General features: G+C 75.4%; 17 protein-coding genes and 1 tRNA gene. 9 read left to right on the top strand and 9 right to left on the bottom strand.

The annotated features are described in order from the left end of the window. The first annotated feature begins 91 nt into the window (after nucleotides 1–91). The 3 genes from tatA to tatB are packed head-to-tail and all read left to right on the top strand — an operon-like array spanning nucleotide 92 to nucleotide 1,573. On the top strand, nucleotides 92–346 hold the full coding sequence (tatA, locus tag WCD58_RS20060; RefSeq protein WP_337704830.1) for a Sec-independent protein translocase subunit TatA: 255 nt from the start codon (nucleotides 92–94) through the stop codon (nucleotides 344–346). 1 nt (nucleotide 347) lies between these two features. Then, a complete protein-coding gene (gene tatC, locus WCD58_RS20055; protein WP_337704829.1) occupies nucleotides 348–1,235 on the top strand; it encodes a twin-arginine translocase subunit TatC in 888 nt (295 codons plus the stop codon). Between the two features lie 29 nt (nucleotides 1,236–1,264). After that, complete coding sequence (tatB, locus tag WCD58_RS20050; RefSeq protein WP_337704828.1) at nucleotides 1,265–1,573, top strand: Sec-independent protein translocase protein TatB; 309 nt, start codon at nucleotides 1,265–1,267, stop codon at nucleotides 1,571–1,573. Nucleotides 1,574–1,590: 17 nt separating this feature from the next. Here the strand turns inward: tatB and WCD58_RS20045 are convergent, their stop codons facing one another. Beyond that, entirely contained in the window at nucleotides 1,591–2,370 is a 780-nt protein-coding gene (locus WCD58_RS20045) for a hypothetical protein (RefSeq protein ID WP_337704827.1), read from the bottom strand. A 222-nt stretch (nucleotides 2,371–2,592) separates the two neighbouring features. Here WCD58_RS20045 and WCD58_RS20040 point away from each other — a divergent pair, with 222 nt between their 5' ends. After that, nucleotides 2,593–2,850 carry a hypothetical protein gene (locus WCD58_RS20040; protein WP_337704826.1) on the top strand — a complete coding sequence of 86 codons (258 nt, stop codon included), beginning with the start codon at nucleotides 2,593–2,595 and terminating at the stop codon, nucleotides 2,848–2,850. Nucleotides 2,851–2,923: 73 nt separating this feature from the next. On the opposite strand, the gene WCD58_RS20035 is transcribed toward WCD58_RS20040, so the two are convergent. The 4 genes from WCD58_RS20035 to WCD58_RS20020 all read right to left on the bottom strand — a co-directional run bounded on the left by WCD58_RS20035 (nucleotide 2,924) and on the right by WCD58_RS20020 (nucleotide 6,701). Further along, the gene (locus WCD58_RS20035; protein ID WP_337704825.1) at nucleotides 2,924–4,696 is read right to left on the bottom strand and encodes an ATP-dependent DNA ligase; all 1,773 of its coding nucleotides are present in this window, start codon (nucleotides 4,694–4,696) and stop codon (nucleotides 2,924–2,926) included. A 183-nt stretch (nucleotides 4,697–4,879) separates the two neighbouring features. Beyond that, nucleotides 4,880–5,698: an anti-sigma factor domain-containing protein gene (locus tag WCD58_RS20030; RefSeq protein ID WP_337704824.1), complete on the bottom strand. Its 819-nt coding sequence runs from the start codon at nucleotides 5,696–5,698 to the stop codon at nucleotides 4,880–4,882. Further along, nucleotides 5,695–6,372 carry an RNA polymerase sigma factor gene (locus tag WCD58_RS20025; RefSeq protein ID WP_337704823.1) on the bottom strand — a complete coding sequence of 226 codons (678 nt, stop codon included), beginning with the start codon at nucleotides 6,370–6,372 and terminating at the stop codon, nucleotides 5,695–5,697. The genes WCD58_RS20030 and WCD58_RS20025 overlap by 4 nt, the downstream gene beginning before the upstream one ends. A gap of 86 nt (nucleotides 6,373–6,458) precedes the next feature. After that, nucleotides 6,459–6,701: a hypothetical protein gene (locus tag WCD58_RS20020; protein WP_337704822.1), complete on the bottom strand. Its 243-nt coding sequence runs from the start codon at nucleotides 6,699–6,701 to the stop codon at nucleotides 6,459–6,461. Nucleotides 6,702–6,851: 150 nt separating this feature from the next. On the opposite strand from WCD58_RS20020, the gene WCD58_RS20015 reads away from it, so the two are divergent. Next, complete coding sequence (locus tag WCD58_RS20015; protein ID WP_337704821.1) at nucleotides 6,852–7,922, top strand: LacI family DNA-binding transcriptional regulator; 1,071 nt, start codon at nucleotides 6,852–6,854, stop codon at nucleotides 7,920–7,922. A 105-nt stretch (nucleotides 7,923–8,027) separates the two neighbouring features. After that, a complete protein-coding gene (gene mftD / locus WCD58_RS20010) occupies nucleotides 8,028–9,206 on the top strand; it encodes a pre-mycofactocin synthase MftD (protein ID WP_337704820.1) in 1,179 nt (392 codons plus the stop codon). Nucleotides 9,207–9,336: 130 nt separating this feature from the next. Here mftD and WCD58_RS20005 read toward each other — a convergent pair. From WCD58_RS20005 to WCD58_RS19995, 3 genes are all read right to left on the bottom strand, one after another. After that, nucleotides 9,337–9,422 (bottom strand) — tRNA-Ser (locus WCD58_RS20005). 10 nt (nucleotides 9,423–9,432) lie between these two features. Then, entirely contained in the window at nucleotides 9,433–9,879 is a 447-nt protein-coding gene (locus WCD58_RS20000; RefSeq protein ID WP_337704819.1) for a nucleoside deaminase, read from the bottom strand. 46 nt (nucleotides 9,880–9,925) lie between these two features. Next, a complete protein-coding gene (locus WCD58_RS19995; RefSeq protein WP_133826502.1) occupies nucleotides 9,926–10,465 on the bottom strand; it encodes a tRNA adenosine deaminase-associated protein in 540 nt (179 codons plus the stop codon). A 166-nt stretch (nucleotides 10,466–10,631) separates the two neighbouring features. On the opposite strand from WCD58_RS19995, the gene WCD58_RS19990 reads away from it, so the two are divergent. Further along, a complete protein-coding gene (locus WCD58_RS19990; protein WP_373696253.1) occupies nucleotides 10,632–11,885 on the top strand; it encodes a M20 metallopeptidase family protein in 1,254 nt (417 codons plus the stop codon). Between the two features lie 56 nt (nucleotides 11,886–11,941). Further along, entirely contained in the window at nucleotides 11,942–12,964 is a 1,023-nt protein-coding gene (locus WCD58_RS19985) for a prephenate dehydrogenase (RefSeq protein ID WP_337704817.1), read from the top strand. Here WCD58_RS19985 and WCD58_RS19980 read toward each other — a convergent pair. Further along, nucleotides 12,951–13,871, bottom strand: a complete 921-nt coding sequence (locus WCD58_RS19980) for an SDR family oxidoreductase (protein ID WP_337704816.1) — start codon at nucleotides 13,869–13,871, stop codon at nucleotides 12,951–12,953. The genes WCD58_RS19985 and WCD58_RS19980 overlap by 14 nt on opposite strands. 104 nt (nucleotides 13,872–13,975) lie before the next feature. Here WCD58_RS19980 and WCD58_RS19975 point away from each other — a divergent pair, with 104 nt between their 5' ends. Beyond that, entirely contained in the window at nucleotides 13,976–14,635 is a 660-nt protein-coding gene (locus WCD58_RS19975; RefSeq protein WP_337704815.1) for a TetR/AcrR family transcriptional regulator, read from the top strand. The last annotated feature ends 14 nt before the right edge of the window (nucleotides 14,636–14,649 follow it).

The following is a 14,649-nucleotide window of genomic DNA, read 5'->3' as shown; positions in this document are numbered from 1 at the left end:
TCAAGCTCCCCAGCTTCTACGGCGAACGGCCTCTGCCGTTACGCCCGAAGGGCGCTCGCCACCACGTCGCCCGCCCCGAAGGGAACCCCTCATGACCGGTGCACTGAGCCCGTCCCACTGGCTGATCATCCTCGTCGTCCTGCTCCTGCTGTTCGGCGCGAAGCGGCTGCCCGACGCCGCCCGCGGCATCGGGCGCTCGCTGCGCATCTTCAAGGCCGAGACCTCGGCGCTCTCCGAGGACGAGAAGGCCGCCAAGGCCGAGAAGGACGCCGAGCCGGCCGCCCTCGAGCCGACGCCCGCCGCCGCGCCCACCCCCACGCACACCTCGAACGGCTCGCGGGTCTGACGTGTCCACCCCCACCCGCCGCCTGCCGCGGTGGTGGCCCGGGCGCCGGCGCCGGGATCCCGAGGAGACCCTGACCCTCCTCGACCACCTCCTCGAGCTGCGCCGCCGTCTGGCGTGGGCGCTGGTCGCGGTCGCCGTCGGCACCGTGCTCGGGTTCGTCTGGTACGAGAACTCGATCCTCGGCGTCCCGAGTCTCGGCTCGCTGCTCATCCAGCCCTACTGCTCGCTGCCCCCCGGCGCGCGGGCGGGACTGAACGGCACGGACTGCCGCCTGCTGGCGACGGGCCCGTTCGACCAGTTCCTGCTGCGCGTCAAGGTCGCGGCGACCGCGGGCGTGGTGCTGTCGGCGCCGGGCTGGCTCTCCCAGCTCTGGGCGTTCGTGACCCCGGGACTCCGGCGCCGGGAGAAGCGCGGCGCGGTCGCGTTCATCAGCACCGCGTCGGTGCTGTTCGCGGGCGGCGCGATCCTCGCCTACCTCGTCGTGGCCCAGGCGCTGAGCTTCCTGCTCATGATCGGCAACTCGGTGCAGACGACGGCGCTGCGCGGCGACGAGTACTACTCGCTGGTCCTGTCGCTGATGGTCGTCTTCGGCGTCGGGTTCCTGACCCCGCTGGTCGTGGTCATGCTCAACCGCGTCGGCGCCGTCTCGTACGCGAAGCTCGCGAGCTGGCGGCGCGTCATCATCTTCAGCGCCTTCCTGTTCGCCGGGATCGCGACGCCGGGCGGCGACCCGATCTCCATGGCGGTGCTCGGCGCAGCGCTCTGCGTGCTGCTCGAGCTCGCCATCCAGGTCTGCCGCCTGCACGACCGCCGCCAGGCGCGGCGGAACCCGGGCTGGGACGACCTCGACGACGACAGCCCGTCCCCGCTGCCCGATCCGGTCGGCTGACTCCTTCGACACCCAGGAGGTGACGATCCGTGCTCGGACTGGGCATGGGTGAGCTCGTCCTGCTCGCCCTCATCGGCTTCTTCGTCATCGGCCCCGAGCGGCTCCCCGGCGCGATCCGCTCGCTCGCCAACGCCGTGACGCAGGGCAAGCAGTACGCGTCCTCGCTCCGCGAGCAGGTGGACTCCGCCGCGGACCTCGCCGAGGTCCGCCGGCAGCTCGACGAGCTGCGGGAGCCGCTGGCCGAGATCCGCTCGGCCGACCCGCGCCGGGCGGTGCGGGAGGCCTTCCGCGAGGTCCCGCAGCCGGTGCGCCCGGCACGGGTGCGCTCGCACATCTGAGATCCCTGCACCCGAGATCACGGTCGGGGGCGCCACAGCGCGCCCTCGATCGCCTCGGGGCTGCCGGCCGGCGCCGCCCGCAGGGTGCGCAGCTCGTCGAGGTGCTCGGCCATCGCGAGCGCCGAGAGCGCGGCGTCGAAGGCGTCCTCGGTCGCCACGACGTCGTCGCGCAGCGCGGCGGGGATGCGCGGGTCGCCCCGCACGGCCTCCTGGCGCGCGGCGGGCGAGCGCTTCACCACCGGCCCTGTGTGCACGCGCGGGTAGACCTCCAGCAGCGTCGCGTCCCCGGCGTCGTCGAACGGCCAGACCGCGAGCCCGGCCGCCCGGAGGCGCGCGAGGTGAGGCATCCCGCGCAGCGAGCCGGTGCCCACCGCGCCCGCGCCGCCGATCTGGAACGTCGAGCTCGGCGTGAGCCCGTCGGCGCGCGCGGCCTCCTCGGTGACCCGGAAGCCCGGCCGCGCCGGGTCGGACGGCGGGCGCGGCGTCGCCCCGCGGCCCCAGAACGGCGGCCGGCACTCCCGCAGCCAGCGCTCGCCCTCCCGGTCGACGAGGTCCCACAGCGCCGCGACGTCGGCGCACCCGTGCTCGTGGGCGAACCACGCCGGGAGCGCGAACGAGAAGTCGAGACCGGCGACGAGGGGCCCGGCCGCGGCGCGCTCGCGCAGGAGGGCGGCGACCCCGTCGCGGTCGAGGCCGGCGCGCACCTCGAGCAGCCGCCCCGGCACCGCCGTCGCCACCCGGATCCGCCGGTGGGCAGCACGCGCGTCGCCCGACCAGTCCACCGCGACGGCCTCCATGCACCACCTCTCCTGCTCGCCGCTCGTCCCGCCGTGAGGACCGTTCGGCGCGGCGTGCCCACCACTCGTCCCACCCAATCGACCACCACGCTTTCCGGTGGCCCTTCGTCGCACCGATTGCCGGGTCGCGGACGGCGGGGTTGAGTCCTCGCGGGCCGTTCACCGCAGCTGCAGATGCGACGAACGGTCTCCTTCGTTCGTCCTTACGCGAGGAGACCACTCATGTTCCGACGCGCTGCCTCGATCGTCGCCCTCACCGGCGCCGGATTGCTCGCCGCCGCCCCGCTCGCGCTCGCCGACCCGGTCACGACCGACGACGACTCCACCGGGATCGCCCTGCTCAACGATCTCACCGTCCTGCCCGTCCAGGCCTGCGGCGTGGACGCCGCCGTCCCGATCCTGTCGGACATCCTCTCGCCGGACGACGCGTCGGGGCCGGACGCGACGTGCAGCGTGGTGGACGACGAGGACGACGACTGAGACGTCTCCGGCCCGCGGGCGGACCGGGCGGCCCCGAGCCGTCCGGCCTGCCCGTGGTCGTGCTCGCGCGGCGTCAGCCCACCAGGACCCGGCTCGGCTCCGTGGCCGAGGCGGTGATCGCCGGGAGCCGCAGGCGCACCGCCGTGCCGACGCCGGGCCGGGTGTCGACGTGGACGTCGCACTGCGAGCCGAACGTGGCGTGCAGGCGGCGGGAGACCTCGGCGATGCCGCCGTGGCGCCGGTCGACCTGGGAGGCCGAGCGTGTCGCCTCCGGGCCCATGCCGGCGCCGTCGTCGGACACGGTGATCACGCAGTCGGACCCGGAGCCGGCCGCGAAGACGCTGACCTTCCCGCCGCCGGGCACCGGCTCGATGCCGTGGCGCACGGCGTTCTCCACCAGCGGGGCCACGACGAACGGCGGCACGAGCACGCCGCGGACCTCGGGCGCCACCGCGACCTCGGCGAGCAGCCGCTGCCCGAAGCGCGCCTGCTCGAGGGTGAGGTAGCGCTCGGCGTTGTGGAGCTCGTCGCCGACGGTGGTGAGCTCGCCGCCGGAGCGGAACGAGTAGCGCGTGAAGTCCGCGAACTCGGTGAGCAGCTCGCGCGCCCGGCCGGGGTCGGTGCGCACGTAGGACGCGATCGCCGTGAGGGTGTTGTGCACGAAGTGGGCCGAGAACCGCGAGCGCAGCGCCGACTCGACGTCCTCGGCGGAGGGCACCGCGACGACGTCGGCGGGCGTGGCCGGGGTGCGCCGGCTGGCGCGGGCCGTGGTGCCCGGCGACTCCGCGATCTCGAGGTCGTCGAGCTCCAGGTCGGTGTCGACCACGGGCGCGGACAGCACCGGCGCCTCGACGGTGGCGGGGTGCGCCGAGCGCAGGCCCTGCCAGGTGGGGCGCTCGAGCAGGCCCGTGGCGGTCCAGCGGCGGTGCTCGACCTGGCCGACGAGCCGGGGCGCGAGCCAGTGCACGGCGCCGCTCTCGCCCTCGGGCAGCGCGGTGGCGAACGGGCTGGCCGGGCGCTCGAGCGCGGTGAGGACGCCGTCGAGCTCGCGCCGCGCGGCCGCCGTCACACCGGTGACGACCCGGCCGGAGTAGCTCAGGCCCGTCTCGCCGGGCACGCCGACGAGCAGGGCGCCGACCGTGCCGGGACGGCCGCGCGCGGGGATCCAGCCGCCGACCACGACGTCCTGGGTGCGCCGCACGGCGGTCTCGATCCAGCTCCGCGAGCGCCGACCGACCTGGTAGGTCGACTCCAGGCGTTTCGCCACCACCCCGTCCAGCCCGTACCGCCGCGCCGTGTCGATCACGGCCTCGGCGGCGACGCCGGTGAAGAACGGCGGGATCACGACACGGCTCCCGGAGAGATCGAGTTCGGCGAGGAGTTCACGGCGCTGGCGGTAGGGCAGCCGGCGGGTCGACGCGCCGGCCACCTCGAGCACGTCGAAGACGTAGTACGACACGGGGACCTGGGCCTGGAGGATCTCCGAGGGGTGCGCGACGCGGTGGCGGCGGCGCAGCTTGCCCGCGCTCGGCCGCCCGACACCGTCGAGCGCCACGACGACCCCGTCGAGCACCAGGCCCTCGGTGCTCGTCCACGGGGCCGACACCCCGAGCTCCGGGAAGTGCGACGTCACGTCCCGGCCGGCGTCGGTGACCAGGCGCAGCCCGTCGGTGTCGGTGCGGGCCAGGCAGCGCAGCCCGTCCCACACGAACTCGAAGGCCCAGCCCACCCCGCGCGGGACGTCACCGGCGCTCGCGAGCATCGGCCGCCCGGGCGAGGCCTCCCCGGCGGACGTGCCGACGGCGGGGCCCGCGAGCCCGGTGGCGAGGGTCGCCACGTCGGTCATCGGCGCCTCCTCCCGGGCACGTCGCAGGGCGCGCCGGCGGGGTGATCGCCGGCACGTCCCACGGTAGACGCGCGGTCCGACGACGGCACCGAACTCGCGGCCGCGGCACGCGCGGACTGCGACCGGGGACCACCGAGCAGCGACGAACGGTGGAACGACGGGTGGCGTGCGGGTGAGGAGCCCTCAGCCCGCCACCAGGCCGATCGCGACGACCGTCGACGGCCGGGCGGGCACCGGCCCGCTCGGCTCGATCGACACGGCCCAGCCGCGCGGCCCGGGCTCGCCCGGAGCGGCGGGGGCGTCGGGTGCGGCGAGCGGGCGTGTCATCCCGTCGTCCGGGTCCATGACGGCCACCGCCTCGGGGGCGTTGCCCGGCATCCCCGTCGCCCAGACCACGTAGTCGCGCGCGTTCCCGGTCGGCGGGAGATCGAGGGCGACCAGGCGGACCGGCGCCGTCGCGTCGGCGGGGTCGACGAGGACCGCGGCGGGCGTGCCGGCCTCCGAGCGCAGCACGGTGGTCCGGGCCCCCGGATCGCGGTCCCGGGCGTCGTCGACGACCCGGTCGGCCTGGTCGGCCAGCGCCGTCACCGGGTCGCCCGAGGGCGTCGACCGCGTGGGCAGCACACCCTGGGCGACGATCAGGCCGACGCCCAGGACCACCGCGGCGACGAGACCCCCCACGGCGGTCAGGACGCGACGCCGGCGGCGGGGCGGCGGGGCCGGCCGGTCGCGGGGAGCGGGGGTCGCCGGGGGCGTGACGGGCCTCGCCACCGGCGCCGCGTCGGCCCGGGCCGCGTCGAGGATCCGCTGCCGCAGCGCCGCCGGCGGCTCGACCGGCGGTACCGACGCACCCAGCGCGGCCACGACGTCCAGGGCCTCGGCCCGGGCCCGCCGGCAGCTCGCGCAGTGCGGCAGGTGGGCCTCGAAGGCGCGGTCCTCGTCGGGCTCGAGGGCGGAGAAGGCGTGACCGACGGCGTCGCCGCGCAGGTCGCAGGTGGTCACGAGAAGTCCCCGAGGGCGTCGGCCGCCGAGGCGCCCAGCGCCGGTCCGAGCAGCACCCGCAGGCGCGCGACACCGGCGAACATCCGGGACTTGACGGTGCCGATGGGCACGCCGGTCAGGCTCGCGACCTCGCGCTGCGAGTAGCCGCCGTAGTAGGCGAGCCCGAGGGCGGTGCGCTGCTCGGTCGGCAGCCGGCGCAGGGCGGCCCGCACCTGCTCGCCGATCACCGCGCCGAGCGCCTGGCGCGCCGCGGACGGCCCGGCCGCGGCCACGCCCTCGTCGGGCTCGCCGGTCGTCGGGTGGTGGCGGCGCCGGGTGGCCTCGCGGCGCACGGCGTCGACGGACTTGTGGTGCACGAGGGTCATCAGCCAGCTCGCGACCGTGCCGCGTCCGGCGTCGAAGCGGCCCGGGTCGCGCCAGAGGGCGAGGAAGACCTCCTGCACCACGTCCTCCGCGAGCCCCTCGTCGCCGCAGATCCGTCGCGCGAGCGAGTACGCGGGACGTCCGTAGCGCTGGTAGAGCGCGTCCAGCGCGGCCTTCTCCCGGCCGCCGAGCCGGTGCACCAGCGCGGCGTCGGCCGCCGCGGCACCGGCCTCGGTCGGGGAGTCGGTGACGACCTCGTCCGGGGTCATGGGCGGAGCCGTCTCGACCACCTGCTCGACCACCCTGGCCACCTCCTCCTCGACGTTCTGGGCACCGTTCGCCCAGGGGTCGCCGACGGTTCGGCCGTTCGGAGTGATCGGGATCGCGGTGTGGCCGGCTACGCGGCCAGTTCCCTCTCGAGATCGTCCCTCGCCTGCTCGAGGGCCCGCAGCCGCCGGGCACGGGCCGGGACGTGCTCGTCGGCGAGCAGGTGCGCGATCTCGCCCTCCACCGCGGTCAGGCGCTCGCGGGCGGCCGCCCGGGCGACCACCCGTTCCGCCTCCGCCGCGACCTGCCGGGCCGCCGCGCCGACCCCCAGCAGCACCTGCGCCTGCTCGAACCAGGTTCGTCGGAGTCCCATGTGGCTCCTCCTCACGTCGTCGCTCGCCTACTAAACCGGTTCAAACGAGCGCGACGCAAGACCTCGATTGAAGTCGATCGAGCTGGCCTTGAACCGGTTCACCACCTCGTCGTCTCCCGGCCCTCTCCCGGGGTCGGGGAGAATCGCGGCGTGGAGACCGACGGGCGCCGGGGCGGGCGGGTCACGCTCGCGACCGTCGCCGACGCGCTCGGCGTCTCGCGGGCGACGGTCTCCAACGCCTACAACCACCCCGAGCGGCTCAGCTCGACCCTGCGCGACCGGGTCCTCCACACCGCCCGCGAGCTCGGCTACGCCGGGCCCCACCCCCTCGCCGCGACGCTCTCGCGGGGCCGGGTGAACGCCCTGGGCCTCATCTACGAGGACCCGATGTCGTTCGCGTTCAGCGACCCGGCCGCGGTGCTGTTCCTCCAGGGCGTCAGCGAGGTGTGCGAGCACGAGGACCTCGCGCTCGTGCTCATCAGCGGGGGTCCCGCGGGCGCGGTCGCGCGCGTCGCCCTCGTCGACGCGGTCATCTGCTACTGCGACGTCCCGATCGACGGCAAGCTCGCCGCCGTCGTCGACCGGGGCCTCCCGTTCGTCGTCGTCGACGGTCCGCGGCTGCCGGGGGCGGGGCACGTCGGCATCGACGACCGCCGCGGCGCCGCGTCCGCCGCGCGCCACCTGCTGGACCTCGGTCACACGCGGCTCGGGGTGCTGGCCATGCCGCTGGTCGACGACGAGTGGGAGGGCACCGCCGACCTGGAGCGCCAGGACCGCGCCCGGTACCGCGCCTGCCGGGAGCGGCTGATCGGCTACCGCGAGGCCGTCGAGGCCGCGGGGCACCGCTGGTCGGCGGTGCCCGTCGAGGAGCGCTCCCCCTACGGCCGCGACGCCGGCCGGCGGGCCGCGGCCGCGCTGCTGGCGCGGCGTCCCCGTCCCACCGCGCTGCTCGCGATGAGCGACGAGCTCGCCCTCGGCGCGATGGCGGCCGCCGCCGACGCGGGGCTGTCGGTGCCCGGCGACGTCTCGATCGTGGGGTTCGACGACGTCCCCGCCGCCGCCGACGCGCACCCCGCCCTGACCACCGTGCGCCAGTCCCACCGGGAGAAGGGGCGGCGCGCCGCGGAGCTCCTGCTGCGCCCGCACGCGGTCGCCGACGAGCACCGGCTGCCCGTCGAGCTGGTGGTGCGCGCGTCGAGTGGACCCCCGCCCTGGCGGTGAGCGCCCCCTCCGAACGGGCAGCCCGGGACCGTCCGCGCAGACACCGTGCTCGGCCTCACGCGCGGATAGGCTGCGGCGAAGCACGTCACGCGCGGAAGGGTTTCCATGGCTGGTCAGTGGTTCGAGTCCGTCGCCGAGGCGCAGCGGCGCGCCAAGAAGAGCCTGCCGAAGTCGGTGTACGGCGCCTTGGTGGCCGGCAGCGAGGCGGGCGCGACGCTCGAGGACAACATCAACGCCTTCCGCGAGCTGCAGTTCCTGCCGCACGTGTGCGACCTGCCGTTCGAGAAGGACCTGTCGACCACGGTGATGGGGCAGGAGGTCTCGATGCCGGTGATCGTCTCCCCCACCGGGGTGCAGGCGGTCAACCCGGAGGGCGAGGTCGCGGTCGCGCGCGCCGCGAAGAACGCCGGCACCGCGATGGGCCTGTCGTCGTTCGCCAGCCGCTCGGTCGAGGACGTCGTCGAGGCGAACGACAAGACGTTCTTCCAGATGTACTGGGTCGGCGACCGCGACACCCTCGCGGCCCGCGCCGAGCGCGCGAAGAAGGCCGGCGCCAAGGGCCTCATCGTCACCCTCGACTGGTCGTTCTCCCACGGCCGCGACTGGGGCAGCCCGTCCATCCCGGAGAAGATGGACTGGAAGACGATCCTCAAGTACATCCCCGAGGGCGCCACGCGGCCGAAGTGGGGCCTCGCGTTCCTGCGCTCCGGCAAGATCCCCGACCTGACGGTCCCGAACATCCCCACCCAGGGCGAGCAGCCGCCCACGTTCTTCGGCGCCTACGGGCAGTGGATGTTCACCCCGCCCCCCACCTGGGCCGACGTCGCCTGGCTGCGGGAGCAGTGGGGCTCGGACCTGCCGTTCTCGGTCAAGGGCATCACCCGCATCGACGACGCCAAGCGCGCCGTCGACGCCGGCGCCACCGCGATCCAGGTGTCCAACCACGGCGGCAACAACCTCGACTCCACCCCGGCGCCGATCCGCGTGCTGCCCGGGATCGTCGACGCGGTCGGCCGCGACGTCGAGGTCATCCTCGACGGCGGCATCCGCCGCGGCAGCGACGTCGTCAAGGCCCTTGCGCTGGGCGCCAAGGCCGTCGCGATCGGCCGCGCCTACCTGTGGGGCCTCGCCGCAGCCGGCCAGCCGGGCGTCGAGAACGTCTTCGAGATCCTGCGCGGCGGCATCGGTTCGGGGCTCATGGGCCTGGGCAAGAAGTCGGTGCACGACCTCGTCCCCGAGGACCTGATCATCCCGCCGAACTTCACCCGCCAGGCCGTCCACTAGCCACCGATGACGACGGCCCCCTCCCGAGTCCGGGAGGGGGCCGTCGTTGTCCTTCGGGGGGTGTGGGGGGGCGGAGCCCCTCACTGTCGTTGTCTTTCAGGGGGTGTGGGGGGCGGAGCCCCTCACTGTGCGGTAGCGGTGGGATTCGAACCCACGGTGGGCAGAACCCACACGCGCTTTCGAGGCGCGCTCCTTTGGCCGCTCGGACACGCTACCGCCGACAAGGCTACGGGACGCTCTCCCGACGATCACGACCGGGCCAGAAGTCGAGCATGACCGCCGCGCACTCGCTCTCGCGGACGCCGCCGACGACCTCGGGGCGGTGGTTGAGCCGCCGGTCGCGCACGACGTCCCACAGGGAGCCGACGGCGCCGGTCCTCGGCTCCCAGGCGCCGAACACGATGCGGTCGACGCGCGCGAGCACGGCCGCGCCGGCGCACATCGTGCAGGGCTCGAGGGTGACGACGAGCGTGCAGCCGCCCAGGCGCCAGCCGTCGCCGTGACGCGGCGCCGCCGCCCGGAGCGCCAGGATCTCGGCGTGGGCGGTGGGGTCGCCGGTGGCCTCGCGGGCGTTGGCGGCCGCGGCCAGCTCGCGGCCGTCGGCGTCGACGACGAGCGCGCCGACGGGGACGTCGTCACCCGAGGTCCGGGCGATCTCCAGCGCCCGGCCCATCAGGGCCGTATCGACGGGTCGAGCTGCGCTGCGCTCCGTCTCCCGGTCAGGGCGCAGCGGTCTCCACGACCTTCGCCAGCTCGTCGGCGAACCCGCAGCGGCGGGCGATCGCGGTGAGCTGCTCGTCCGGGTAGAGGTCGATCTCCTCGACGAGGACCGCCAGCTCGTCCTCGGGCACGCCGAGGTCGGCGAGCATGCCGAGGTCGCCCTCGGGCCACGGGTCGTCGTCGGCCTCGTCCTCGTCGGGGACCTCGAGGCGCAGGAGGTCGAGCACGTCGGCGGCGACGTCGTAGTCGAGCGCGGCGACGGCGTCGGAGAGCAGCAGCGCCACCCCGCCGGGCGTCGGGCGCACGAGGACGAAGAACTCGTCGTCGACGTCGAGGAGCCCCAGCACCGCGCCGGTCGAGCGCAGGGCCCGCAGGGCACTGATGGCCGAGTCGAGATCGGCCAGGCTGCCGCGGTCCATGGCGACCGCGCGCCAGCGTCCTTCCTCGCGCGTCACGGCCACCGCCCACCCGTCGAGGGGTGCGACGGTGCCCGCGCCGCCGCGTGTCGCGGTGGAGCCTCCAGGGCCCTGGCCTGCCATGGCTCTACGGTAGGGGGCGGGTGTGTCCACGTGGAAGTCCGGCGAGGTCACGGGCGCCGGACGGTCGTCGGCGCACTGCCTCCGGGCGTCCGGGGGACCTCGCCCGGATGAACGAACGGTCTCGCGCACGCCGCGACCACACGACGGGGGTGCCAGGATCGGACGGGTGAGTGCTCCGGAGCGGCGAGCGGGTGGTCGGCGCGCGGCACACCGGGCCCCCGAACGGGCGCTGCTGGCCGAGGCACGGGGCCTCCAGCCGCGCACGCTCGCGCTGCGCCGCGTCCTGCACCGCAACCCCGAAGTCGGCCTGACGCTCCCGGTCACCCAGGCGGCGGTGCTGTCCGCGCTGCGGGAGCTCCCGCTCGAGATCGACACCGGCCGCGACTGCACCTCGGTCACCGCCGTGCTGCGGGGCGCGCAGCCGGGGCCGACGGTGCTCGTGCGCGCCGACATGGACGCGCTGCCGATGGAGGAGAACTCCGGACTGCCGTTCGCCTCGGAGATCGACGGGGCCATGCACGCCTGCGGGCACGACCTGCACACGGCGATGCTCGCCTCGGCCGCCCGCCTGCTCAGCGGCCGTCGCGAACGCCTCGCCGGCACCGCGGTCTTCATGTTCCAGCCCGGCGAGGAGAGCGCGCACGGCGCGCGCACGATGATCGACGAGGGCCTGCTGTCCGCCGACGGCCCGGGCGGCGTCCCGGAGTCGGCGATGGCGCTGCACGTCACCTCGCGCCTGACCGCCGGCACGCTGCAGACCCGTCCGGACTCGATCATGGCGTCGTCCGACGACCTGCACGTGCGCGTCACCGGCCGCGGGGGCCACGCCTCCGCCCCGCACGACGCGCTCGACCCGGTCCCGGCCGCGGCCGCCATGGTCGGTGCGCTGCACACCATGATCACGCGGAAGATCAGCGCGTTCGACCCCGCGGTGCTCACCGTCTCCCACATCAGCGCCGGCACCACCACCAACGTCATCCCCGAGACCGCCCTGCTCGAGGGCACGGTGCGCACGCTGTCCGAGGAGACGCGCTCCCGGGTGCTCGAGGAGATCGGGCAGGTGTGCGCGGGCGTCGCGGCGGCCTACGGGTGCTCGTGCGAGGTGCACATCGAGGCCGGCTACCCGGTCACCGTCAACCACCCGGACGTCGCCGACCGCGTCGCCGACGTCGGGCGCTCGGTGCTGGGGTCGCGCTTCGTGGAGCCGATGCCCGACCCGATCATGGGGTCGGAGGACTTCTCCTACGTGCTCGGGCGCGTGCCCGGCGCGCTCGCGTTCCTCGGCGCCTGCCCGTCGGACGTCGACCCCGCCGAGGCGCCGCCCAACCACTCCAACCGCGTGGTGTTCGACGAGGACTCGATGGTCGCCGGGGTGGCCCTGTACTCGGGGTACGTCCTGGACGCCCTCCGGCCGGGCTGAGACCCCTGTTCGGGCGCATCGTCCTCACTCTCCCGGGTCGTCCTAGGGTCGCCCCCGTGGAATCCGCAGGTGCCGCCCTCGCCGCCGCCCAGCAGCGCCCGGTGTGCGTCATCGGGCTCGGTCTCATCGGTGGCTCGCTGCTGCGCGCCGCCACGGACGCGGGACGTCACGCCTGGGGCGCGTCCGCCTCGACGACCACGGCCGAGAAGGCCGCCGCCGACGGCTACGACATCGCCGGCTCGGTCGACGAGGCGCTCGCCCGGGCCGCCGCCCAGGACGCCCTCGTCGTGCTGGCCGTGCCACTGACCGCCCTCGACGACGTGCTCGCCGCCGTGGCCCGCGAGGCCCCGGACTGCCGGCTCACCGACGTCACGAGCGTCAAGGTCCCGGTCGCCGAGTCGGTGGCCCGCCTGGCCCCCGCGACCCGGTTCGTCGGCGGCCACCCGATGACCGGCACGGAGTTCTCCGGCTGGGACGCGGGGTCGCTGCAGCTCTTCCACGAGAAGGTCTGGGTGGTCGCCACCGAGGACGACACCGACCTCGAGGTGTGGATCGACGTCGCCGCGCTGGCCCTGGCGTGCGGCGCGGTCGTCGTCCCGGCCGCCGCCGACGAGCACGACCTCGCCGCCGCCCGCATCTCCCACCTGCCGCACCTGTTCGCCGCGGTGCTCGCCGCGGTGGGCGCCGACGGCGGGGAGCTCGCCCTGGCCCTGGCCGCCGGGTCGTTCACCGACGGCACCCGCGTCGCCGGCACCCGCCCCGAGCTCACCGCCGCCATGACCGAGGGCAACCGCTCGGCCCTCCTGTCGTCGCTCGACGACGCCCTGGGTCGGCTGGGCGCCGCCCGCGGCTCCCTCGCCTCGACCGGCGGCCTGCTGGCGACCCTGCGCGCCGGCCACGACGGGCGCACCGCGCTCGACGAGGCGCGCTCGGCCCGCCGCGAGGTCCGGATCGACCTCGAGGGCACCCCCGGCGAGTTCCTCGAGGCGATGCGCGAGCTCGGCCGCACCGGCGGGCGCGTCATCGGCTGGACCGCCGAGGCCCTCGACGCCGCGGACGAGGCGCTCAGCCCGTCCTGACGGGCAGCTCCACGCCGGTGCGCTCCTGCGCGGTGTGCCAGAAGCGGGCGGCGAGCTCGGCGTCGAGCGCGCGGCGCGGGAAGCGGGCGCGCGTCGTCGACCCGGTCATCTCGAAGCGGCCGTCCGGGCCCCAGTAGCTGCCGTTCTCCGCGGCCGGGTCGACGGCGGCGAACAGCAGCGGTTCGGCGCCGGTGTCGACCTCCTGCGACGGGAGGAACCGCTCCAGGTACCGGCCCGCACGCTGGACGCGACCCGGGTGCCCCAGGTTCGGCCCGGTCGTCTGCAGGTTGGTGTGCGTGTAGCCGGGGTGGGCCGCGGTGCTGCGCAGGTCCCAGCCGCGCTCGTCGGCGAGACGGGCGAGGTGGCGGGTCAGCAGGAGGTCCGCCAGCTTGGACGCTCCGTAGGCGCGCCACGGGTTGTAGCGGCGCGTGGCGTCGAGGTCCGCGGGGTCGACGCGCCCGACGTGCGCCGCGCCGCTGCTCATGGTGGCGACCCGCGCGCCGGGCGTGGCGAGCAGCGCGGGCAGGAGCCGGACCGTCAGCGCCAGCGGGCCCAGGGCGTTGCTGCCCATCTGCAGCTCGAACCCGTCGGCGGTCTCGCGGCGCTGCGGCACGGCCATGACGCCGGCGTTGTTGACGAGGACGTGGAGGGGGCCGCCCCGCATCCCGTCGGCGAAGGCCTCGACGGAGGCCAGGTCGGCGAGGTCGAGGCGACGGACCTCGAGGTCGGCGCCCGGCACCCGCTGCCGGATCTCCTCACGCGCCGCCTCCCCCTTCTCCGGGGAACGCACGGCCAGGACGACCCGGGCGCCCGCAGCCGCGAGGCGGGCGGTGGCCTCCTTCCCGGTCCCGCTGTTGGCGCCGGTGACGACGGCGGTCCGTCCGGTCTGGTCGGGCACGGCGTACACGGCCGCTCCTCTCGTCGTAACAGACCGACGGTCTGTAGCTGCGACCGACGCTAACGGACCACCGGTCTCTTCGCAACGGACCGGTGGTCCGTAATATGTGACCCATGACCTTCCGGCGGGCGCGCAGCGAGGAGCAGCGCGAGGAGCGGCGCCGGGCGATCCTCGACACGACGGCCGCGATGCTCGGCGAGATGCCGGTCGCCGACGTCAGCCTCAACGAGATCAGCCGCCGGGTGGGGCTCGCGAAGTCGAACGTGCTCCGGTACGTCGAATCCCGCGAGGCGGCCCTGCTCGACCTGCTGCACGCGCGGCTGGCGGAGTGGCTCGCGGTCGTCGCCGCGGCGCCCGTCGCCTCCGGGACCGGTCGTGAGCGCATCGACGCCGTGGCGGGCCTGCTGGCGCGGACCCTCGCCGAGCGTCCCGTGCTGTGCGACCTCCTGGGCGCCCAGGCCGCGGTCCTCGAGCGCAACGTGTCCACCGAGCTGGCCGTGCGCCACAAGCGGGAGACGATGGCCCTGGCCGGCGACCTGGCCGCCGTCCTGCGCCGGCACCTCCCCGAGCTCGGACCCGACGCGACCCTGCGCGCCGCCGCGGTGTCGAGCCTCTGCGCCGGGACGCTGTGGGCGGCCACGCAGCCGGCGCCGGCGATGGTCTGCGCCTACGAGGAGAACCCGGACCTCGCCGTCATGCGCCTGGACTTCCCGACGGCCCTGACCGAGCTCCTGGCCGTGGTGCTCAGCGGGCTGGTGGCGCGGGAGCCCTGAGTTCTTTGCCCGAA

The organism is Actinomycetospora flava (genome assembly GCF_037400335.1).
Taxonomy (GTDB): Bacteria; Actinomycetota; Actinomycetes; order Mycobacteriales; family Pseudonocardiaceae; genus Actinomycetospora; species Actinomycetospora flava.
The sequence above is the reverse complement of the archived record's forward strand: the minus strand, read 5'-3'. Positions and strand labels throughout refer to the sequence as shown.

Coding starts and splice junctions, on each gene's coding strand:
- tatA (WP_337704830.1), top strand. CDS start 92: ATGACCGGTGCACTGAGCCCGTCCCACTGGCTGATCATCCTCGTCGTC.
- WCD58_RS20045 (WP_337704827.1), bottom strand. CDS start 2,370: ATGGAGGCCGTCGCGGTGGACTGGTCGGGCGACGCGCGTGCTGCCCAC.
- WCD58_RS20040 (WP_337704826.1), top strand. CDS start 2,593: ATGTTCCGACGCGCTGCCTCGATCGTCGCCCTCACCGGCGCCGGATTG.
- WCD58_RS20035 (WP_337704825.1), bottom strand. CDS start 4,696: ATGACCGACGTGGCGACCCTCGCCACCGGGCTCGCGGGCCCCGCCGTC.
- WCD58_RS20020 (WP_337704822.1), bottom strand. CDS start 6,701: ATGGGACTCCGACGAACCTGGTTCGAGCAGGCGCAGGTGCTGCTGGGG.
- mftD (WP_337704820.1), top strand. CDS start 8,028: ATGGCTGGTCAGTGGTTCGAGTCCGTCGCCGAGGCGCAGCGGCGCGCC.
- WCD58_RS20000 (WP_337704819.1), bottom strand. CDS start 9,879: ATGGGCCGGGCGCTGGAGATCGCCCGGACCTCGGGTGACGACGTCCCC.
- WCD58_RS19995 (WP_133826502.1), bottom strand. CDS start 10,465: ATGGCAGGCCAGGGCCCTGGAGGCTCCACCGCGACACGCGGCGGCGCG.
- WCD58_RS19975 (WP_337704815.1), top strand. CDS start 13,976: ATGACCTTCCGGCGGGCGCGCAGCGAGGAGCAGCGCGAGGAGCGGCGC.